Source organism: uncultured Lamprocystis sp. (genome assembly GCF_903933125.1).
Lineage (GTDB): Bacteria > Pseudomonadota > Gammaproteobacteria > Chromatiales > Chromatiaceae > Thiodictyon.
This window is the reverse complement of sequence record NZ_CAIZIZ010000164.1, coordinates 1-20,208: the sequence shown is the minus strand read 5'-3', so window position 1 is coordinate 20,208 and position 20,208 is coordinate 1. Positions and strand designations below refer to the sequence as shown.

Here is a 20,208-nt window from a genome sequence, read left to right as displayed (position 1 = left end):
TTATCCGAAAGAGTCTGCGTGGATTCGTCCTCGTTCATCGTGCCGACGAACAGCACGTTGCGATCCACGAATAGGTTGAATGGCTTTTCCCGCCCGCCGATGTCGAGTTGAATTTCGGCGTCCAGTCGTTTGGTCGAATCTTTTGCGACCACGGACTTACGTATCTCCAGCCGGCTCAGAAACTCGCTGAAATAATACTCCACCCGCGCCAGGTTCATCTCGTCCAGCAGCACCAGCAACATACGATTCTGCCAGGGACCAGCCAGATCTGAGTGATTGTGATAATCCAGATGGACGAGCGCGCGGGCCAGATCGGTGGCGATATAGCGGTGCTCCAGATAGTTGTAGAAGCCGAACAGGTCCTGTGGGCTATCCCAGCGGGGCTGCACTGCCATCTGCAAAAAATGTAAGCCCATTCCCTCGGCATAGCGTCTGGGCAGTTCGCTCTTGCCGGTGCCGGAGATGCCCGCGAGTACCGTGAGCGGACTCAGATCGTTGATCTTCAGGCAGGTGTGGAACGCATACAGGGTGCGCCGCGGAAAGCGAAGCCCGAGTTTCTCAAGGTATCGTTGCAGGTCGGCAAGAGCCTCTTCTTCGGTGACCGGGCCACGACCTTGAGTCAAACCGGCCTCTTTCAGACAGGGTGGTAGTCGGGTCAGGTCGGCCAGGGCTTGTTGCTCAGCATCGTCCTCTAGCTTGCCAGCCTTCCGCACTCGGGCATCCAGGTTGTCGATAATGCCCTCCAGTTCGCCCCGACGTTGTTCCAGGCCACGGACTTCGGTATGCAGCGCGTCTCTCCGCCCCTCGATCTGGGCCAGTTCTCTTTGCGTATCGGCGAGTCTAGCTGCGGCGCGCTCGATCTCCTGGTTCTTGGTCTCCAGCCGGGACTGCAATGTCTGAAGCTCTGCCTGCAATGCCGGCAACTGCTCCGCGATCACTTTGACTCGGTTGACCTTCTCCGTCAGTTCCGTGATTTCGGCCCCAAGATCGCCTCGGCGCTGTTCGAGTCCGCGAACTTCCGTATGCAGTGAGTCCCGCCGCCCCTCGACCTGGGCCAGTTCATGTTGCCTATCCGCGAGCGCCGCCAGCGTGCGTTCGATCTCCTGATGCGTGCTGTCCAGCCGGAACTGCAAGGTCTGAAGCTCTGCTTGTAATCCCGGTAACTGCTCCGCAAGGGCATTGGCCTGATTCAGCTTTTCTGTGAGTTCTTGAAGCTCGCCTTTGAGACGTTCACGGAAGCGGAGATATTGCTCGATTTTGCTCTCGGCTTCGACCTTGCGCTGCGTCACATCTGCAAGACCTTCCTGTGCAGATGCCAATTGCCTTTCAATATCCATCAACTCGATGCGTTTTGGTTCCAGTTGCAGAAGGTCGTCTTCAATCTGCACCTTGCGGGCAGCGGCTTCAGCAGCCTCAGCCACCGCATGTTCACAGCGTACCTCCAATGCTGTGACTTCAGCAGTCTTTCTCTTGACCTCTTGTTCTACGTCGGCGATCTTGGCCTTGGCCTCTTCCAAGTCTTTCCGAGCCTCCGCGAGTTTCTCTTCAATGTTCTCGAATTGGGTCGCTGCCGGTTGCCTGGCAATGCGCCGGTTGTACTCCCGGTGTAACATCAAGGCTGCGGCCGGCACCAGAACGCCGCCACCGGCGGCAATGAATAATCCGAGTGCGATTGGCTCCCAAGTCATGGGTGTGGTCTCCGGTCTCGGATCAGTCTTTGGCGGTCGGGGTAGGTGCGGGAAGGACGACCGGCCCGGCTACCTGGGCCTTCAGGTCCGTCAACTCTTGGTGCAGCCGTTCGCGCTCGCGGCGCAGCGTGTCCACCTGGGCGCTGACCGGTTCCAGCCGCGCGGCCTCGGCATCGAGTGACTGCACGCGGGCGGCTGACTCCGCCTCGCGCTGACGCGTTGCGGCCAACTTCGCCTGTTGGCTGGCGAGAGACTCTGCGCCAGCCTTCAGGGTCACCGATTGCTCGGCGTTCTGCGCCGTCAGCGTTTCCAATTGTTTGCGTGCCGCCTTCAGTTCGGCCTCGGTGGTCTTTAGATCGGCCAGGCGTGCTTCGGCTTGCGCGACCTGTTCCCCGGTCTTGGCCGCGTGGGCGGCTGCCTCGGCGGCGGTCTTGCGGCGTGCGATCAGCTCTGCATCGAGCTTGGCGAGTTCCTCCCTGTCCGCCTTCAGCCCATCGGTAACGGCGGCACGGTCTTGAGCGCCAGCTTTTAGGACCGCAGACTGCTCGGCGTTCTGTGCCGTCAGCGTTTCCGATTGTTTGCGTGCCGCCTTCAGATCGGCATCGACGGTCTGTAGAGCGGCCAGGCGTGCCTCCGCTTGCGCGACCTGGTCCGCGATCTTAGCCAGGTTGGCGGACGCCTCCGTGGCGGCCTTCCGGCGCTCGGTCAGATCTGTGTCGAGTCCGGTACGCTCATCCCTGGCCGCCTTCACCCCATCGCTGACGGTCGTCAGGTCCCGGTTGGCTTGTTCCAGCCGGGTACTGATCCGCTCAAGTTCCGCGGTGCGGTTGATCAGATCTGTCTTGATTTCGGTGGTCTTGGCAACCTGTGCGAGTGCGTCTTTGACCTGTGCATCCAATGCTTGCGCCTCCGCCTGTCGTTTCGCGAACGCAATGTCGGCCTGGCCCAACTCCCCTCGCAGGGTCGCGAGTTCGGTATCGGCCTTCTGCAGAGCCGTGCGGCGCTCGGTGAGCCGTTGTTCGGTCGTCTCCAGTTGGGCCTTGCGGTCGTCGAGTTCGGTCCCTGCGGCGACGACCCGCTGCCTCAGGTCCTCGTGGGTCGCGGTCAGGGTTGCGACCTCTTTGGACGTTGCCGTCTGGTCTTTGCGGGCCTTGGCCAGGGCCTCGGTGGCAGAGTCCAGTTCGGATTGCCGGGCCCGCTGGCCCTGCTCGACCTCGGTCAAGGCGGCGGACTGAGTGTCGAGGTGCCGTCGTTGTGTCTGCACCTGCTGTTCCAAGGCCGTGAGTTGCTGCTGGGCCGTGGCGGCTTGGGTCCGCGCCTCGTTGGCCTCGGCGTCGGCCTGCTGCCGTGCTTCGCGCAGTGCTGGGATCTGCTTACTGAGTTGGTCGCTCTCCTCGCGGCGTTGGCTGAGTTGGGCCTCGGCATGCCAGGTACCGACCATGAACCAGGACAGCCCGCCGTACCCCAGTAACGCCAGCACCAGCAGGCTCACGGGCAGCAGCGCGGACGCCGCCCTTTCTCTTGGATGGGGGCTTGCCGTTTCAAGGTTCCCCGTCACGGGGCTGGCCGGTGCAGGCTCAACCGAAGGCGGTGGCGATGATGTTGTCGACGCATCCATTGAGGTCCTCTCTCAGTTGGTAGACCCAGTAGCGCTTGACCTGCCAGCCCAGGCCACGGATCTGATGGTCCCGCCACAGGTCGCTGCTGTTGCGCCGGCCGCTCGGGTCTCGGTGATAGCGGTCGCCGTCCACTTCGACGTCGAGCTTGCAGCGCGGGCCGAGCACGGCCAGATCCAGGCGGCGCCCGGCCAGCGGAAATTGCGGAATGGAGTCGATGCCGCGGGCCTTGAGCGCATTGAACAGCGTCTCCTCCCAAGGGCTTTCAAAACGGACCTGGATCGCGTCGGCCGGGGCGCGTGGCTCGCTGGCGCGCACCAGCTTGACCAGATGCGGGATGCCACTCTGCCGCGCCGCCTCCAGGTTGCCGAACACGTGGCAGACGGCCCGCGCCCGACTGACTGCGACATTCATCAGGTTGCCGCTTTCCGCCAGGAACATGCGGCTGCCGGCGGGCGTGTCCGGCCCCAGGCACAGACTGAGCAGGATCAGGTCCCGGGCGTCGCCCTGGAACTGATGGGCGGTGAAGGCGCCAAGCCTGGAACGAGCGATCAGGTCGGACGGGAGGCGGTCCGTGAGCCGGTCGGTCAGGCGCTTGGCCTGTTCGGCAAACGGGGTCACGACGCCGACGGTGCCGGTGTAGCCACGGTCGATCAGCAAAGACTTCAGGTGCTCAATGATCGCGTCGGCCTCCGCCGGGGAATGGCAACCAGAGATCGCGCCGACGATCGGACCTTCCACGCGGGTCCAATGGACGCCGGGCCGCTGACCTGGCGGCGGGTGCAATCGGGTCTCGTCGGTCAGTACCCGCAGCCGCCCGCCGTAGAAGACATCGTTGTAGTAGTCCACGACGGCGGCGGCGCTGCGGTAATGGTCACGCAGCAGACAACTGACCACCGCGGGGGTGGCGGCGATCACGCTGAACAAGGACTGGCTGCGATAGGACCAGCGCGCGATACCGCTCGCGAGGAGCGTGTTGGCCTCCAGCAAATGGATCTCCCGTTCCTGACTCAGCTTGGTCACATGGCGCAACTGCGCCGGGTCGCCGACGATGACGGCGTGTTTGGCGCGGGCGAGCAAGGGTACCGCGGAGGCAATGTCGCACTGGCTCGCCTCGTCGATGATGACATAATCGAACAACCCTGGGGTGAGCGGCAGCGCGCGACCGGCGGACAGGTTGGTGACGGCCCACAGGGGCAGATGACGTAAGAGTTGCGGCAACGCGCGTTCCTGCACCCGTCGGCGCTCGGCGGCACCTTCCGCGCCCACGGCTTCGCCACCAAAAAGGGCCAGGGCGCCGGTCAGTTCCGCAAGTAACGGACGGGCATCCGGGTCCAGCTCCATCAGCGCGGCCGGCAGTCGTTGGAACATCTCCGCCGCCGCGCCCATCAGGTCCAGGCGACCCTGGGCCAGCTGGTCAATCAAGGCTGCGGCCTCGGGTGCCGGCAGCAGGCGCGTTCGCAGTTCCGCCAGGGCGTTCAAAGACTGTTGGTAGTCCCACAGATGCCGCCAGACGGTCAGGCGTCGCGTCTGGTCGTCGCTGTTCCACGGAATGGCGAGAGGCGCCAGCCGCGCCAGTGCGCGGCGCATGCGGACCGCGCGGAACCAGTGGACCAGCCCGCCGATGATTGGCAGCGCCGGATCACCGTTTGCCACCGGCGGCGGTGACGGTAGGCTCGGCGCGGCGGACCTGACCGCCCAAGCAACCTGCGCCGCGGACAGTGCACCCTCGGCGTCTTCGAGGCGCGCCTCGGTGCCGGCAATCACGTCGGCAAGGTCGCCTTGGATCTGTAGCTGACCTTCGAGTTCGCTGAGGCGCGTCTGAGTACGCGCGAGACGATCGACCGTGCGGGTCAATTGGGAGCGGTCCCCGCTACTGGTGCCGCGGGCAAGCAAGCTGTCCGCGGCGGCCCGCAGGTCAATGGCCTTGGCGGTACCCCAGGGGCGGCTGGCACGGGCGAGCAGCCGTCGGTCGTCCGGCAGCAGGCCGGCCAGGCGCTCCTCGACGGCGTCGAGGGCCTTGTGATTCTTCGACGCCAGCAATGCCGTGCGGCCAGTCAGCGCGGCGCTGGCCATGATCGCCGCCACGACCTGGGACTTGCCGGTGCCCGGCGGTCCGGTGATGACGGTGAGCGGAGCGTTCAACGCTGCGCGCGTGGCCGCGAACTGATCTTCGTTCAGGACCAGCGGCGGCAATGCGGGGATCGCTGGACGGTCCGCCGCCTCTGGCGCCGGCGTGTCGGGTACAAACAGGGGGGCGAGGGCGGTTTGGGCAAATTGCTCGTCACGCCAGTTGGCCAGGGCAGCGAGGTCCGCGAGCGCGCGCCTGGAGTACTTCGTGGTGGGGGCCGCAAACAACACCAGGACGTTTACAAGCTGCGCCGCAGTGGGTGCCGTGGGTAGGCTGGTTGCGAGCGCGCCGGGCGCAAGGGGCTGCGCCGGCCCCTTGGTGCGCCAGGCGGCCAGGCGCTCGGCGAGGTCAGGGAGATCCGGTGCTGCGTATTCGGCGCCGTCGTCGTCCCCATCATCCCCGTCCTCCGAGACCAACGGGCCGGAGATACCGAGCCAGCCCAGCAGCGCGCGCCGCTCCGCCGGGTCACGGCCCTGCCGCTCGATCCATTCGGCGTTGAGGTCAGGGGCCTGGGCCGGGAGGCTGAGGCGAAGCTCGCCCGCGGTCAGGCTGAGCCGGCAGGTGAGAGTAAACACGGGGCGCGCGAACGCATCGCCGTCCTTACCCGGCAGCAGTTGCAGCGGATAGCCCAGGAACAGATCGGCATCGTTACCCTGGCGGGCCAAATGGTTCAGCAGAGCGGCCGGTACCGGCGCGGTCGTCAGGCGCAGTTCCACGCGGCGCGTCGGGGTCGGCCACCAGGGGCCGGCTGCGGTGAGGCCGCAGAACTCCACATTGGCCCGTGCGAGCGGCAGGAAGGTTCTTGCTCGTTCCTCGGCTCGGAGACCCTCGCGCCAGTAGGGCAGCAGCCGACGCAAGAGTGCCCAGCCCGCGGGCAGTGTGCCGCGCAGTGCGGTTGGTGCCGGATCAGGGGTACCGGTGCCGATGACCTTGGCGGTGAACGGCAGACAGGGGATGGTTGCCGCCGACACGGCCCTGTGGCCAGTCGCGGGCGTCGGCGCCGGAGTCGGTTCGGGTGTCGGCCTGGTCCGGGGCAGTGGTGCGCTGGCGCGCGTCCGCTCTGGCCTGGCAGGTGGCAGGGTCTTCAGGGTCCAGCGGCGGTTGGGATAGGTGACGAGTCCGTCGTCCTGAAGCGTCCGCAACAGGTCGGTCACTTTGTCCGGGCCAAGGGACAGGCCGGCACTCGCGAGTCGCCGACGCACTTCGTCCGAACGCAAGCCCGCCGGGTGGACGGCCAGAATGTCCAAGACCAGGTTGTGTGCGCGATTCCCGCCCGCCGCTGTGTTCCCTGTCATGACCGCCCCATCGGGTGCCATCAGTTGATCCGATCAACGCCCGCTATTGCCCGATTCGAATTGTCTCGAGTCTGGTCCGAAGCTTACCAAAGGGTCGCATGGGCCGTCCTCTCAGATACAACAATTTTGCCGAAAGATGCCATCCATGACGAGATCAAGGCCCGCACCGGCAAGCCGGTGAGCTTCCAGTCAAGTTCCTGCCGCCGTACACCGAGTCCGTGGTCCCTGCAGGACGACCCCTTCGCACTCCTGGACGAGAAGGGCGTGGGCAAGCTGATGGAACTGGCGGTCCAGTGGGGCCGTTCGGGTTTCATGGCCTGCATCAGTGGCTTCAACTGCGATGCGCGAACTGACGATCAGGGGATCAGGAACCAATCAGACTTTCAGCCGGAATCCCGAGCCCCCGATGCAGTCGCCGAATCATCGCCAGGCTTAGCGTGCGTTTCCGCGCCAGCACTTCATAGACGCGATGGGGCGGACCGATATAGGGCCTCATATCCGCCACCGTCAGCCCTTGCTGCTCCATCCGGAACTTGATGGCTTCGATCGGATCGGGTGGCTGCACGGGATGATGTTGCGCCTCATACGCCTGCACCAAGGTGGCCAGCACGTCCAGACGGTCGCCGTTAGGGGTGCCTGGCAGCGGATCCTCACCCATCAGCGAGGCTATCTCGTCGAGTGCGGCTTCGTAATCGGACTCGGTCCTAATCGGGCGAATATCCATTGCGGTCACCTTCTTTCCACCGTTTCGGCATCGATCCGGTCGTATTCCGCATGGGTGCCGACAAACTTGATAAATACCAGCCCTGTATGATAGGCCAGGGCTGCCACCAGGCGATAATCGTTGCCCTTGATGTTGAAAACCGCGCGGCGCCCCTTGAGGATGCTCGCAGTGCCGAATTGCGCCTTGACGTCTGCCGGTGCCTGCCATTGCGCGCGGCTAACCGCATCATGCCAGGCGCGCAGCGGCTGCTCGGCATCGGGGTGTCGTTCATCGACTGAGCGTAGTCCCGCAGTGGGACTGACGCAACAAGGAGGTGCAGGACTTGTCAATGGGTCAAGGAGTGATAGGTACGGCCGTTCGCAGCCGTTGCCGAACTTGCTCGTACACTTCTACTGGGACCTCTTCTCCCACCTCAAAGCTGACCACCAGTCCATAGTCTATTTCCTCATCCAAGCCGGCGGCGTCCTCCCGGCAGTTGACTTGGATCCTCAGGGTGTCGCCGTCAGTAAAGGCACGGGCCTTTTCGCCTTCAAATACTTCATGTTGGACAGTCCCACGCCTGACCAAGGCGTCGTCATAGCCGTTCGGGCCACGCGCAACGCCAATCAGGTCGCTGGCGTCGGTGGTGAACCAAAGCTGCGCCTTCCGGTAGCGCTGCTGGTGCGCGGCTATCGGCGTGAGCCAGGCGAGGGTGATGGTGAGTCTGCGCAGGCCGCTTGTACCACTCAGGTTCCTGGGCAGCGGCAGCGCGAAGGCATGGGCCTCGCCGTTGGTCAGCGTTCCGAAGCCGAGCAGGGTGGCCCGCCGCTCGGTGCAGCCGAGGACGCGCTCCGGATCGACGAGGCCGTATCCCAGAAACCGACCAATGAACTCCTTGATCCTACGTCCGCCGACTTCCTGTTTGAAGATGCCGCGGAGCCGGTCGCCTGCTTCAGCCCAAGCAGCACCGTGGACCAGCAGGGCCTTGAGCAATACGGTGTCATACCGCGGGCTTAGGGCCGGAGCATCAGGCTTTGCCCTCAGGGACCCAAGCATTTCAAACAGCCGGGCACCAAGTCGGGTGGCGAGTGCCGTGGCGTTGCTGGTCCCGCGGAACCACAGGGTCTTGGCCAACTCGCCGGGTACTGAACCTGGGACCGCCGTCTTTTGCCCCGGTGGCCCATAGTTTTGAAGCGGGGCGAGTCTCATGTTCGGCTCCCCGGTGCCCAACGCCTCCTCGTAGATCTGTCGTCCGCCCGGCATCAGGATCTCCGGTTTGAGCGCACGTAGGAAGCCAAGACCGTTTGCACCGATCGGGCTTGCCATGGATCGAGTGAGTAGGGGGTCGCAGTGATAGGTCTTCCGCGGACCCTGCGGGCAGGCGTCCGCGTGGGAGGCCCCGACGGTCAGGGCGTTGATCGACTCGGCCGGCGATAGGATTCGGCGGTGGCGCGCGTTGACCTTGATCGTCCGCAGTATCGCCGCTTCTCGCGTTTCCGCGTCGGCGTTTGACCAGTCGGCGCCCTTTGGGATGTCCAGATCAAGCGCCGTGGCGTGGTTGCCGGCACTCACGATGAACAACACGCCGTACTTGTAGGAAAGCCAGTCGAGCAGGCGAGCCCAAGGGCTCAGTCCGTGAAAAAAGAGGCGGGAAGGATCGCCAACGGATAGGTTGATGATGCGAACCTCAGGTGCCTGGGCCTCGGTGGAGCCGTCACCCTCAAAGTGCCGCGTCAGCGGGGATCTCACCGAGAATCGCGTGGTAGCGAATGTCGGCAAGCTGGAACCGAGCGGACACGCTGCCGCCCAAGTCGCGGATCAAGCGCCCGACTTCAGCCTCGGCTAGGGCGCGCCGTTCGGCGGTTTGGCGGTACCAGAGCTCGGCCTCAAACGGTATAACTCCCTGGCCATCCTCGATACGCTCTGCGAGGTCGTCCAATACGCCGGTCTCGCGCACGCGGTCATCGGCGCCCCATGGGCGGATATCGACAATCAGCGGGAACAGGTCCCGCCAGGCCGTCTCGCCGCGTGGCCAATTCGCCTTGGGGTCATCCCGCCACCGCGACCAACGGCTCAGCAGTTGGTCGAGTGCTCGGCGGTCGGTCATCGTCAGGAAGAGACGTCCGTGAAAGGGCTTATCCTGGCGTTCGCCTTTGGCGTTGATGGGGAAAATGGTTTCGCTGGGGTCCAGGTCGATCTCGTCCTCGGCGAGCCATTCCAGGCCAATGCCACGGGCAGCCACCCGGAAGCTGCCCAAATCAGTGGCCAGTTCGATAACCAGCGCCATCTCCGGCTCGATCCCGGCGCCGGTCGCCTGCACCCGGATACGTTCGGCTTCCAGCACTTGTTCGAGTCGGGTTAGTTTCGGACCGAGGTACCCCGCGACCTCCTCGCGGGAGCGGGGATTGAACTTTGAACCGCCGCCGAAGCCGCGCGCCTTCGGCGTCGGCACCGGCCCTTGAAAGAGCAGCAGGGGCAGTCGGTCTGCGTTGTTCATGAGTCCTGTATCCGCTCCGTCATCCTTGTCGGCTCATCGGGTCGGACGGTAAACCGCTGCTGCCATGCTTCAAGCCGTGTTTCTACGATCCGCTTCAGGTTGCTGTCCGGCAGGGCAAGCACATGCCGTCGCAGCACATCCTCGCCGAACTGTTCCGCTTCGGCGAAGCTCAAGCCCTTGAGCCGCATTGCGAGTGCGCGGGGCGACCAACCAAGCGGCTCACCCACACGGTCTTGGAAGCGACGGAACCACTCTTCGAGCATCGATCGAGTCGGGGGCGGCAGTTCCAGGCGCAACTGGAAACGGCGCCAGACCGCGCGGTCCAGCAGCTCGGGGTGGTTGCTGGCGACCACCGTTACCGCGTGGCTTGGCAGGGCATCGATCTGCATCAGGAGGGTGCTGACGACGCGCTTGATTTCCCCGGTTTCGTGGGTGTCGCCGCGTTCCTTGCCCAGGGTGTCGAACTCGTCGAAGAACAAAACGCAGCGTCGGCTGGCGATATGCTCAAAGACGCGGCGCAGGCGCTGTGACGTCTCGCCGAGAAAGCTCCCGATGACAGACTCGTAGCGGACGACGAACAGCGGCACCATGAGCGCGTCGGCCAGGGCCTCGGCCAGCGTGGTCTTGCCGTTGCCCGGGGGGCCGGCCAGCAGCACACGATGCCGCGGTTCCAGATTGTAGGTCCGCAACAGGTCGGCCCGATGGTGCTCTTCCACCAACTCGTCGCAAGCCATGCGGACGACCGGCGGCAGGACCAGCGAGTCCAACGCGCGGCGCGGCACGATCTCGTGCAGCAGATCGAGCGCCTTCTCGTCGGGGACCGCCAGTCCGAGCGGCTTGCGGCCGTTGCCGTTGAGGTTCAGACCCTGGATCAGCCGGTCAGCGAGCAGAGCATGGTTCTTCGCCCGCTCCTCGGCGGCCATGGATTCCACGAGGCGCACGAAAGTCCCCCGGTCGCCCCGGGTGCCGGCTTTAATGAGATCAACGAGCAAATCGGCGCGTGACATCAACGCTATGAATTAGAGAAATAAAAATGATCTGCGCCGATGGTTACGCAAATCTGCGTAAGTGCGGTTCCAATGTGCAATCGGCGATGGTCCGCGACGTTTCGTTCGGCTCCGGGGCTGCGGCTGCCACGATCCGCCGGGCCTTCGCACATGGTACGACAATCGGTCGCTCGGAATGCGCAAAGTGCGCGCGCTGTTCGAGACCAACCCCATGCTCGGCCATCCCGTCGATCGCTGCGCGAGGCTGGCCGGCAGTCAGGCGATGCGGCTAGACTGAGCCCGCCGCCTGATCGGCGTCGGCGGCATCCGAGAGCCTGCCCTGCAACTCGGCGCGTAACACGGCCAAGGTCAAGCGATGGAACGGTCGCTGTCGCGCAGCGACCGCCTGGATCTGGAGCCGCTCGCCGCGCTCGCGTGTACCGCCGACCGCACCAGTGCAAGCCAAAACAAGTCGGAGCCAAACCATGAATCTGGCCGAAACCATTTACACCCATGTCAGTGCCCTGCCGACCGACCTGCAACGGGAGACCTTCGATTTCATCGGCTTCCTAGAGGCGCGTTACGGTCTGGCACCGGCCGCCCCGCGTTTGACCACCCAGGGCTTCATCGACCGCTTTGCCGGCAGCCTCGGCGAGGATTTCCCCGATGATGTCGATGCGGCCGACCTGGGCCGGGATGGCCCCCGTGAGTCGCTGGAGTGAACGGCTACCTGCTGGCTTGATGCGATTGCCCTGGTTGCTCCGCAGTCGATCTTAAAGGTCATTTGTCGGTCTCTCCGTAGGTGGACTCCGTTGGGTATTTGATTTGGAGCGTCAGTTGCTTTTCCCTTTCCTTGCGAGCGTATTTGCGGGAGTCCGCGCATGACATGACGCTTGTTGTGCACGCCGCAAGCTGGCTGCCGCCAAGGAACCCGCGGGGCGGGCAGGCGGTGATCGGCAAGCGCATCGCCATCGTCGGCGACACCAGCTTCAAGGAAGGCGACATGATCACCCTGGACGGGGCTATGCCCGCGACGACGTGCTGATGCTCTTGCGCTTCATCGACTGGCTGAACCGCCTGCCGCGCCGTCTGGAGCTTGCACTGCGTCAAGAACTGGCCGACTTAGAGGAGCAAATCAAGATGTCTTATGTCACGAGTTGGGAACGATTCGCCCGCGAGGAAGGGCGCGAGGAAGGCGAGCAGCGCGGCGAGGCCAAGGCCCTGCTGCGGTTGCTTCAGGTCAAATTCGGACCAATGCCGCCAGACATCGAGTCGCGCGTTCAGACCGCCGAGCCGGCGCAGTTGGATGTCTGGCTGACGCGTATCCTGACCGCCGCGTTTCAGAACCCGGAAACTTCAGTCCAAGAGGCCCGAGGGGGTTCCTGCTGGAGTCCAAGGTTTTAGCCGTGCAACCGCCGCCAAGGCTAAAGCCTTGGACTTCATGTCGCGGATCGGCCGCGCATGCTGGTCCAGTCGCACTGCTTTCTTTGTGTTTCCGCACACGTCGCCGGGGCGGCACACCGTCGGCATGTGCTGGGCGAAAATCAGGTCCGTCTTCGTGCCGCTGGTCGGGCACCAGCCCCAGCGGACGAGTTGCGGAACCTCCAGATTGGAGCGGGCGTAGTTGCGGCTGAAGGGCGGATTGGCTATCAGCCGGTCGAGACGTTGACATCACTGATAGGTCAACGTGATCCCCGCGGTTTTCAGCAGCTCGGCTTCCTGCTCCAGTTCCAGCCGGGTCAGGGGGTGTGCGTTCAGCCAGTCGTCGGCGAAGTCCAGGGTCAGGTCGTCGCCGATGATCTGGAGTGCTGGGTTGGGCGTGCTGTCGGTCGAGCGGCCCCGGTGGAGCAGGACGGCCAGGCGCAGGATGATGCACAGCCGCTTGGTACAGTCCTGGATGCCCGTCGGCAGGGCGGCGAACTCCTGGACCGGAAACTTCCGTCGGTGCCCCAGGACCAGCGCGGCCAGCACCACCTGTTCCTGACGGGTGAAGCCGGCGAGATCGGCGTTGCGCAGCAGATAGGCGCCGTGCTTCTGGTACTGACTATGCGACACCACCAGGCCGAGCTCGTGCAGGCGTGCCGCCCAGGCGAGCATTCGCGGACAGCGGGAGTCGCTGAGGCACCAGGGCGCGGTCGCCTGATGATAGAGGCTGAGCGCGGTCGCCTCGACGCGCCTGCCATGGGTTTGGTCGAGATGAAAATGGCGCGAGAGGGTTAGCACGGTTCGTTCGTGCATGTCCTCATGGCGTTCGCGCCCCATCATCTCGTAGACCAGGCCCTCGCGCAGGGCGTAGTCGCAGACCTGCATGTGCTCGATCCCCAGGGTTTCGAAGACCGCCCGCAGCACCGCGATTCCGCCGGCGAACACCGGCTTGCGTTCCTCCGTCAGCCCCTTGAGGTCCAGGGTCGCGACCCGGCCGGCACTGACGAGCGCGTCGCGCAGGCGGGCCAGCCCCGTGGCGGAGATGCCGTCCTCACTCCAGCCCTCGGCGGTCGCTACCGCGGCGATGGCCTTGATGGTTCCGGAGCTGCCGACCGCTGTTTCCCAGCCGGATTTACGGAAGATCTCGCGCACCGGGCGGACTTCCAGTGCGCCTGCCAGCTCGGCCCGATCCATGGCTTTGGCGGAGACCCGGCCGTCGGGGAAATAGCGCAGGTTCATGGTGACACAGCCCATGTGCAGGCTCTCGCGCAACCGTGCGCTGAAGCCCCGCCCGACGATGATTTCGGTACTGCCGCCGCCGATATCGACCACCAGGCGCCGTTCGGCTCCGGCCGCGAGTCCGTGGGCCACCCCTAGATAGATCAGCCGAGCCTCCTCGCGCCCGGCGATGATGGCGATGGGGTGACCCAGCGCCGCCTCGGCGTGCTCGATGAACTGGCTGTCCGGATGCAGTTGGCGCAAGGTGTTGGTGCCGACCGCGCGCACCGCGCCCAGTGGGAACCCGCGCAGCCGCTGGCCGAACCGCTCCAGACAGGCCAGGGCGCGCTCTTCCACCTCGGGGCGCAAACGCTTGTCTTTGTTCAGGCCCTCGCCTAGCCGCACCGGCTCTTTCAGTCGATCGATGATCTGCATGTGGCCATCGCCGATGCGGGCGACGATCATGTGGAAGCTGTTGGAGCCGAGGTCGACCGCTGCCACGGTCTCGTGCAGCGATTCACTCGCGGTTGGAATGGGCGCTTCGGGCATGACATACACCTGCCTTGAGGGTTTGCTATGGTACCAGACGCGCGGGTGCCGGCTGGTGGCGAGCGGGAACGCCGGGGACCGCGAGTCGAGCGCCGTGCCGCGACCAGGGTTGACACGCGTACCATCGAAAAGAGACTGTATTATTCAATAATAATGATTATAAATATTATATTGCAAATATAGTCATTTTAATGTAGATACCCGCAATTCTGTAGAAGGTTATGAGGTAACGGAGATGTTAGAGACTGAAGGCAGCTTTGGCGAGGAAACGGCTGAGGTGGTACCGCCCATGAATGCTGCCGACGATGTGCGTGGGTCCGCCCCGAATCTGGCGATCCGGCGACGGCTCGAGCGGATGCGCGAGTTGAAGCGTCTGCGCGAACTTTTGGATGACCCCGATTTCGACGATCTGAACTAGTCGGGCGGTCCTTCGCATCCTGCAGGTCGAGCGTGCGGAGAGGTCCCATCCGTGGCGCCTTCCTCCCGGCATCCTGCCGGAACGATGGTGTGGGAGCTTTGCAACTGGGGTAAGAGCGGGGCCGCCTTCACGGCGGATCCTGCCATCCATTTCATTTACTCGGACGATCAGGCAGCTGATTGCCGGCCGTTGCCGGGTTTTCAGTGTTGTCCGCTTGGTCGCCGGTTGGGCGCTGATCGTCGGTCAAGGCCGCGTCGCTGGTTCCTGATTCGCCCTGATACAACTGGACCGTGATCGGGTTCTCTGCGCGCAAGTTGATATCACGTTGCGGAAAGGCGATCACGATCCCATGCTCCCGGAAGGTGCGTTCGATCGCCAGATGCATCTCGGTCGTCACGCCGACACGCAGGTCCATGGCGTCCAAGTAGCAGCGTAGCGTCAGGGTCAGGGCGTTATCCCCAAAGGTGTCCAGCGAGGCCAGTGGGGGCGGATCCTTGAGGACGTGCGGGTTGGCGGCGGCGGTTTCGGCCAGCAGGGTCAGGGCGAGGCGGGCGTCGCTGCCATACTCGATGCCGACGGTGATGACGATGCGGTTGATCTGGTCGCTCAAGGTCCAGTTGAGCAGGCGTCCGGTGATGAACTCCTTGTTGGGGACTATCAGCTCCTGGCGATCCCAGTTGCGGATGGTGGTGGCGCGGATCTCGATCTTGGTTACGGTGCCGGTGGTGTTGGCGATGGTGACCGTGTCGCCGACCCGCACCGGACGTTCGAACAGGATGATCAGACCGCTGATGAAGTTGGCCACGATCTCCTGCAAACCGAAGCCGATGCCCACGCTCAGGGCCGCCACCAGCCATTGGATTTTGGACCAACTCAGGCCCAGGGTGCCGAAGGCCATCACCACCGCGATCGCCGTGATGGCATAACTCACCAGGGTGCGCACGGCATAGCGGGTCCCCGCGTTTACCTGGCTGTTCTGCAACAGCAGGATCTCGATCAGCGCCGGCAGATTCTTGGCCGCGACCAGGGCGACGAACAGGATGACCACCACCAGCCCGATGTCGGCGGCGGTGACCGGGACCAGCCGCGCCGCGCCGTCCGCCATGCTCGAATAGTTCCAGAGCGCCATCTGCTCGAAGACGGCCAGGGCCGGCAGCATCGCCGACCAGATGAGCCAGAGCCCCAGGACGGCCATCATGAAGACCGTCGCGTTGAGTAACTTGCGCGTCTGTTCATCAAGGCTCGCCAGATCCACCTCCGGTTCTTCAGGCGCGGCCGGCACTGCGCCGGGTTCGCGCACGGACGGGCTGGTACCGGGCTCGCGTTCAAGCGCACTCGTCTTGGCGCTGGCGGCCTCGGCCTGGACGCGGCGGGCGGTCTGGCGCTCCATGGCCGCCTGAAAGGCCAGGTGGCGGCGGGTGTAGACCAGCCAGCGCATGATCACCTGCTGCACCAGCACCAGACCAAGCGCCAGCCAGGCGGTTTGCACCAACGATTGAAACAAGGTGCCCGCGGTATAGAGGTAGCCCAGGACCGCCAGTGCGCCCAGCGCCAGGGGTGCGCCGACGATGATGGGATACCAGACATTGCGTAGGCGGTTGGCCCAGGCCCCGGGGTTGGCTGTCAGGGTGTGCGCGAAGACGCCCGTGCGCGGATGCAGGAGTCGGCCCAGGAACACGGCCGTGCCGATCATGCCCGCGATCAGGATTATGCGGCCCAGACTCTCGCCGCGTGTCGTATCGTGGTTCATATAGACCGCGTACGCGATCAGGCTGGTAACGAGGATGTAGGGCGTGAACCAGCGCAGGTTCCGGCGGATTTGGACCAGGACGTCGCTTTGCCAGCGGAAATGGCGGTCGGCGACCCCGCCGGGGATACAGGTCAGGCGGAAGCCGCGCAGGAAGTAAAAGCCCAGGGCGACCTGAGTCAGCGCGCCGCCGACCGCGCGGGTGAACCCGGTGGCCTCGATGGAAGCGGCGAGTTCCCGGCCCAGGAGCAGGCAGGCGAGTGGGAACGGCAGGGCCGCAAGCGCGGTCAGGCCGATGGCCTCCAGGGTATGGATAAAACGGTCGGTGCGCACCCGTCGCAGAGGCTCGGCACTCGCCAGGATCGCGCGCTTGATGGCGGCTTGCTGCCAGAACAGGACCAGGATCGTCAGCAATCCCAGCCACGCCAGCGGGGAGTGTCGCAGTTCGAATCCGAGCACCTGCGCAACCTCGGTCCAATTGCTGCGCGACAGCATCCAGGTGACCGCCGACGGCAGGCTGGCCAGGCTGTCAAGGGAGATCGGCCGCGCACTGCGGACCCACAACAGGTGCCGTGCCAGGAAGCCGTCATAGGCTGCCGCGCTCTGAATCAACTGCTCGGCCGCATCATTGAGTTCGCCCTGTTTGCGGATGAACTCCTCCCCTCCGGACAGCGCCTTGTCGATCAGGCTGCGTCGCATGGCCAGGAGTTCCTTGAGTTCGGCGCGCACCTCTTCGGTTTGTGCGTCCGGGGCCGTGGCGGAGAGCGCCGTGATGGCCGTGTCCAGGTCGCGCAGGGCGCGCTGTTCCTCCCGGTTGCGGATCTGTTGCAGCGTCGCCTCGGCGATCTGTTCGCTACGTGCGGCCATCTCCTTGCGGTACTTGCGCAGGTCCGGCAGTTCGTTACGCCGATCGATGAGGACCTCGCCGAGTATCTGGTTGACCCCCGCTACACCGATGCGCTCGCGGGCGCCGCGAAAGTCGGCCTCGATGCGGTCGCGCTCGCCTTTGGTCTGCGCAATCAAGTCACCGAACTGATTGAGTTGTGCGGCCAGGTCCCCGAGCGACTTGGTCAGTTCGGCATTCGCCTTGGCCGTTTCCTGCACCAGCGGGTGCTTGTTCACCGAGTCGCGTTGCGCGGCTTCGGTCTCGCGGCGGGCTTGCTCGGCCTCGGCCTTGCGGCGCTGATCCTGCACCTCATCCATGCGCCGCAGGCGTTCCTTGACCTCCGTCAGCGTGACGCCGGCCTGCTCGCGCCGGGCGCGGTGGAGTGCATCGCGTGCACCCTGGCTCGCCAACTCCTGTTCGAGCGCCTGAGTCTCCGCCGTCAGCGCCGCCCGCCGGGCGGCCAAGGTCCAGGCGCCGGCTTGGATCTGCTCGGCGGATTGATCGGGCGCCGTGGGACGCGCGGCTTCCGCCTCCAGGTCATCGAGCGCCTGGCGGACCTCGGCCAGGCGGGTGCGCGCCGCGGCCGGACGGCTGTTGGTGCCCTCCAGGGCCTTATCGATCTCGGCGACGCGGGTCTCGAGTGCGGCCGCCTCGGTCTGCGTCTTGGTGAGGCGTTGATTGAGCTCATCGGTGCTCAGCGCGGCGAGCGCGCGCGGGCTGGGTTGATCGTCATCGCTCGGATCGGTCTGCAGTTGCTTGCGGATCGCGGCCGTCTGGTCGGGTGCCTCTGCCAGGGCCTGCGCGTACTCGCCGGCCTGGGTCGCGAAGCCGCGTGCGGACTCCAGATAGGAGGAGGTGCGCCGATAGGCTTCGAGCAGCGCCTTCTTGGCGGCCTCATCCAGTGTCTTTGAGGCTTCAGTCTCTTTGATCCGGGCCTCGATCTCGGCCGGCAGCGGCACCCCTGGCGCCGTCGCGGCGGGTGCGGGCGCGCCGTTGGCGGCCTTGTCCGCCGGTGCGGACAGTCCGGGGGGCGGCCAGCCGCTGGTGAGCAGGGCGAGCAGCAGCACGCCCGCGAGGATGAGCAGGTTGGGCGCATCGCGGCGCAAGCGGGCCGCAGACAGAGCACAGGAAGGGCGACGAGAAAGCGAGGAGATGTGCATGAATGTTGGGGCAAATGGTCCAGCCGCGTTCCGCGCGCTAACCAGACTCGTCTTTGCAGAGCAGAGCGATTGGCGGCAGAACCACGCTTGAGTCCGTCACCGCGAAGAAGAAACGCGGGGTGGCGGCGAAAAGGCTTACCATGATCGCATCGTGCGCGCGGAGAAGCCACAGCGCTTGACACGATTGAGCCGATCCGGCGCGGACAGGTCACCAGGGCCCGGCACGATCGCGCGTCCTTTAGCCTAAATCCGGCCTCGGTCAAAATTCCGGCCACTTGGGCTCGCCGGGTGCGTAGTCAGGCCATCCTGGCCTGACACCGTCAGGGCTGGAAGCCCTGACTACGCACGCCGCTGGCCGAGATTACGATCAAGGCCCTAAATCCGGCAATGACTCACACCAAGACACAAAGAACACAAAGAAAAACAGATCATTATCTTAGCTGATTTCATGCAGAACTTCCGGGTGACGCGCAACGATCTTCAATAATGTCTCAGCGGCTCCTGACGGCCTGCGACGCCCCTGCTCCCACTGCTGCAATGTCCGCGGCGAGATGCGGAGAGCTGCCGCGAACTGCGCCTGAGACAAACCACACCGCAGGCGGGTTGCCGCAATCGCGTTCGGCTCCACCTCGTAGACTGAGCCATAACGTCCTGCCTTGATATCGCGAACAGCTTGCAGCAGTTCCTCGCCAATATTGCGCTGCGCATCGCGATCGAGAATCTCTTGTTCAGTGAGTGGCATAGCCAAACTCCTCTGCAATCTGCCGCAGCACATGCGCAGGGATCGTCTCATGCGCACTCTTTGCATACATGATGAGTAGCACCACCGCGCCGCTCGTTAGCCGTGTTGTGTAGATCACCCTGACCCCGCCGCGCTTCCCGACCCCCGCGCTGCCCCACCGAATCTTTCGGCAGCCGCCCGAGCCAGGGACAACATCCCCGGCATCAGGACTCGCAGCAACATAGCTCGCAAAGTCCGCCCGCTCCTCTTCTGACCAGTAATCCGGCCACAGTCTGGTAAACAGCGGAGACTCGATGATCGTCAACATCTCCAGAGGGTACGCCAGTGGCGTATGATTAGCAAGCAGCAAGGTTCTGCTGGCGTTGGGGACATCGTCCACGGCAAGATCACTGTCGACGACAGACCTTACTGTAGATCACTGTCGTGCCGCCATTAAGGCCTAACAGGTGCGCCTTTGTCGCATTGACGAACGAGGCCATGCCGTCGAGGGCCTTGGTCATAAACCCGGCCACCGCGCGATTGGAACGGTCGTCGGTCCGCCCAACTACAGGTCACGGTGTTGCCGTGGGGTCCGCTGTGCGGACCTTCCACGGCCAGCCGGAACGATGATCAAGGCCCCGTCGAGCCACAAGGCGAAGTTCTAGAGATCCTCAGGATGGCAACAGCAACAGTCTTCGTTCCTAAGCACATCGAACCATGATTTCTATCTCCCCCATCTTGATCTTGCTCTCATTTTTCAGTTCAGTTTCTTTTCTGTTGCGATGATCGACATATACGACTCTTCCGCGATCTAACTTAATGGTACCTAAAACATCTGGGAATCCCAAGTCTTTGCGAAGATATACGTCCGCATCCGCGGAGCTCCCGATTACCAAATCTCTCTCGCCGAGGCTAATCGTTGAACGTTCCTTCGGCGACCAAAAAATTTCAATCCATGCTTCTTTGAAATAATCCTCGAACAATGCCACCATTACCCCGATAAAAAATCCGACCGCAACCGCCCCCGCGGCTCGTCCAAGATCATCCCCGTAAATTATCGTTATGAAAGAAAATGATATGCCGCCCACCAAACCTCCCAGGGAGCCGCCAACTAATCCAACCTTAGGTTTCAAGTTCGGAACGACTCTTGTCAATACGAGTCCTATTA

General features: G+C 64.1%; 17 protein-coding genes and 1 pseudogene. 4 read left to right on the top strand and 14 right to left on the bottom strand.

Annotated features, from left to right (window positions below; all coding sequences use genetic code 11):
* From QZY03_RS08130 to QZY03_RS08090, 9 genes and pseudogenes are all read right to left on the bottom strand, one after another.
* Positions 1–1,688, bottom strand: a pseudogene (locus QZY03_RS08130) (hypothetical protein); the annotation flags it as partial.
* A 22-nt stretch (positions 1,689–1,710) separates the two neighbouring features.
* On the bottom strand, positions 1,711–3,246 hold the full coding sequence (locus QZY03_RS08125; RefSeq protein WP_295579944.1) for a hypothetical protein: 1,536 nt from the start codon (positions 3,244–3,246) through the stop codon (positions 1,711–1,713).
* Positions 3,247–3,265: 19 nt separating this feature from the next.
* Positions 3,266–6,730, bottom strand: coding sequence for an AAA domain-containing protein (locus QZY03_RS08120; RefSeq protein ID WP_295579942.1), 3,465 nt, complete (start codon positions 6,728–6,730; stop codon positions 3,266–3,268).
* 364 nt (positions 6,731–7,094) lie between these two features.
* The gene (locus QZY03_RS08115; protein WP_295579941.1) at positions 7,095–7,454 is read right to left on the bottom strand and encodes a transcriptional regulator; all 360 of its coding nucleotides are present in this window, start codon (positions 7,452–7,454) and stop codon (positions 7,095–7,097) included.
* Positions 7,455–7,459: 5 nt separating this feature from the next.
* Positions 7,460–7,783 carry a type II toxin-antitoxin system HigB family toxin gene (locus tag QZY03_RS08110; RefSeq protein WP_295579940.1) on the bottom strand — a complete coding sequence of 108 codons (324 nt, stop codon included), beginning with the start codon at positions 7,781–7,783 and terminating at the stop codon, positions 7,460–7,462.
* 4 nt (positions 7,784–7,787) lie between these two features.
* Entirely contained in the window at positions 7,788–9,182 is a 1,395-nt protein-coding gene (locus QZY03_RS08105) for a S8 family peptidase (protein WP_295579939.1), read from the bottom strand.
* On the bottom strand, positions 9,154–9,930 hold the full coding sequence (locus QZY03_RS08100) for a hypothetical protein (RefSeq protein ID WP_295579938.1): 777 nt from the start codon (positions 9,928–9,930) through the stop codon (positions 9,154–9,156). Before QZY03_RS08100 ends, QZY03_RS08105 begins: the two co-directional genes overlap by 29 nt.
* Positions 9,927–10,871, bottom strand: a complete 945-nt coding sequence (locus QZY03_RS08095; protein WP_295579936.1) for an AAA family ATPase — start codon at positions 10,869–10,871, stop codon at positions 9,927–9,929. Before QZY03_RS08095 ends, QZY03_RS08100 begins: the two co-directional genes overlap by 4 nt.
* A gap of 334 nt (positions 10,872–11,205) precedes the next feature.
* Positions 11,206–11,382, bottom strand: coding sequence for a hypothetical protein (locus QZY03_RS08090; protein WP_295579935.1), 177 nt, complete (start codon positions 11,380–11,382; stop codon positions 11,206–11,208).
* Between the two features lie 19 nt (positions 11,383–11,401).
* On the opposite strand from QZY03_RS08090, the gene QZY03_RS08085 reads away from it, so the two are divergent.
* From QZY03_RS08085 to QZY03_RS08075, 3 genes are all read left to right on the top strand, one after another.
* The gene (locus QZY03_RS08085; protein ID WP_295579934.1) at positions 11,402–11,638 is read left to right on the top strand and encodes a DUF2281 domain-containing protein; all 237 of its coding nucleotides are present in this window, start codon (positions 11,402–11,404) and stop codon (positions 11,636–11,638) included.
* A 164-nt stretch (positions 11,639–11,802) separates the two neighbouring features.
* On the top strand, positions 11,803–11,961 hold the full coding sequence (locus QZY03_RS08080) for a hypothetical protein (protein WP_295579932.1): 159 nt from the start codon (positions 11,803–11,805) through the stop codon (positions 11,959–11,961).
* Positions 11,961–12,320, top strand: coding sequence for a DUF4351 domain-containing protein (locus QZY03_RS08075; protein ID WP_295579930.1), 360 nt, complete (start codon positions 11,961–11,963; stop codon positions 12,318–12,320). The genes QZY03_RS08080 and QZY03_RS08075 overlap by 1 nt, the downstream gene beginning before the upstream one ends.
* Positions 12,321–12,587: 267 nt before the next feature.
* Here QZY03_RS08075 and ppx read toward each other — a convergent pair whose 3' ends face one another.
* Positions 12,588–14,108 carry an exopolyphosphatase gene (gene ppx, locus QZY03_RS08070; protein ID WP_295579929.1) on the bottom strand — a complete coding sequence of 507 codons (1,521 nt, stop codon included), beginning with the start codon at positions 14,106–14,108 and terminating at the stop codon, positions 12,588–12,590.
* Positions 14,109–14,343: 235 nt separating this feature from the next.
* On the opposite strand from ppx, the gene QZY03_RS08065 reads away from it, so the two are divergent.
* On the top strand, positions 14,344–14,526 hold the full coding sequence (locus QZY03_RS08065) for a PA3496 family putative envelope integrity protein (RefSeq protein ID WP_295579927.1): 183 nt from the start codon (positions 14,344–14,346) through the stop codon (positions 14,524–14,526).
* A gap of 151 nt (positions 14,527–14,677) precedes the next feature.
* Here QZY03_RS08065 and QZY03_RS08060 read toward each other — a convergent pair whose 3' ends face one another.
* From QZY03_RS08060 to QZY03_RS08045, 4 genes are all read right to left on the bottom strand, one after another.
* Positions 14,678–18,265: a mechanosensitive ion channel domain-containing protein gene (locus tag QZY03_RS08060; RefSeq protein WP_295579925.1), complete on the bottom strand. Its 3,588-nt coding sequence runs from the start codon at positions 18,263–18,265 to the stop codon at positions 14,678–14,680.
* Positions 18,266–18,755: 490 nt separating this feature from the next.
* Positions 18,756–19,061: a helix-turn-helix domain-containing protein gene (locus QZY03_RS08055; protein ID WP_295579923.1), complete on the bottom strand. Its 306-nt coding sequence runs from the start codon at positions 19,059–19,061 to the stop codon at positions 18,756–18,758.
* Positions 19,048–19,440, bottom strand: a complete 393-nt coding sequence (locus QZY03_RS08050; protein ID WP_295579922.1) for a transcriptional regulator — start codon at positions 19,438–19,440, stop codon at positions 19,048–19,050. The genes QZY03_RS08055 and QZY03_RS08050 overlap by 14 nt, the downstream gene beginning before the upstream one ends.
* Positions 19,441–19,741: 301 nt before the next feature.
* Positions 19,742–20,208: hypothetical protein (locus tag QZY03_RS08045; protein ID WP_295579920.1), on the bottom strand; the 467-nt coding region annotated here is incomplete at its 5' end.

Coding starts and splice junctions, on each gene's coding strand:
- QZY03_RS08115 (WP_295579941.1), bottom strand. CDS start 7,454: ATGGATATTCGCCCGATTAGGACCGAGTCCGATTACGAAGCCGCACTC.
- QZY03_RS08100 (WP_295579938.1), bottom strand. CDS start 9,930: ATGAACAACGCAGACCGACTGCCCCTGCTGCTCTTTCAAGGGCCGGTG.
- ppx (WP_295579929.1), bottom strand. CDS start 14,108: ATGCCCGAAGCGCCCATTCCAACCGCGAGTGAATCGCTGCACGAGACC.
- QZY03_RS08075 (WP_295579930.1), top strand. CDS start 11,961: ATGCTCTTGCGCTTCATCGACTGGCTGAACCGCCTGCCGCGCCGTCTG.
- QZY03_RS08085 (WP_295579934.1), top strand. CDS start 11,402: ATGAATCTGGCCGAAACCATTTACACCCATGTCAGTGCCCTGCCGACC.
- QZY03_RS08120 (WP_295579942.1), bottom strand. CDS start 6,730: ATGACAGGGAACACAGCGGCGGGCGGGAATCGCGCACACAACCTGGTC.
- QZY03_RS08055 (WP_295579923.1), bottom strand. CDS start 19,061: ATGCCACTCACTGAACAAGAGATTCTCGATCGCGATGCGCAGCGCAAT.
- QZY03_RS08065 (WP_295579927.1), top strand. CDS start 14,344: ATGTTAGAGACTGAAGGCAGCTTTGGCGAGGAAACGGCTGAGGTGGTA.
- QZY03_RS08080 (WP_295579932.1), top strand. CDS start 11,803: ATGACGCTTGTTGTGCACGCCGCAAGCTGGCTGCCGCCAAGGAACCCG.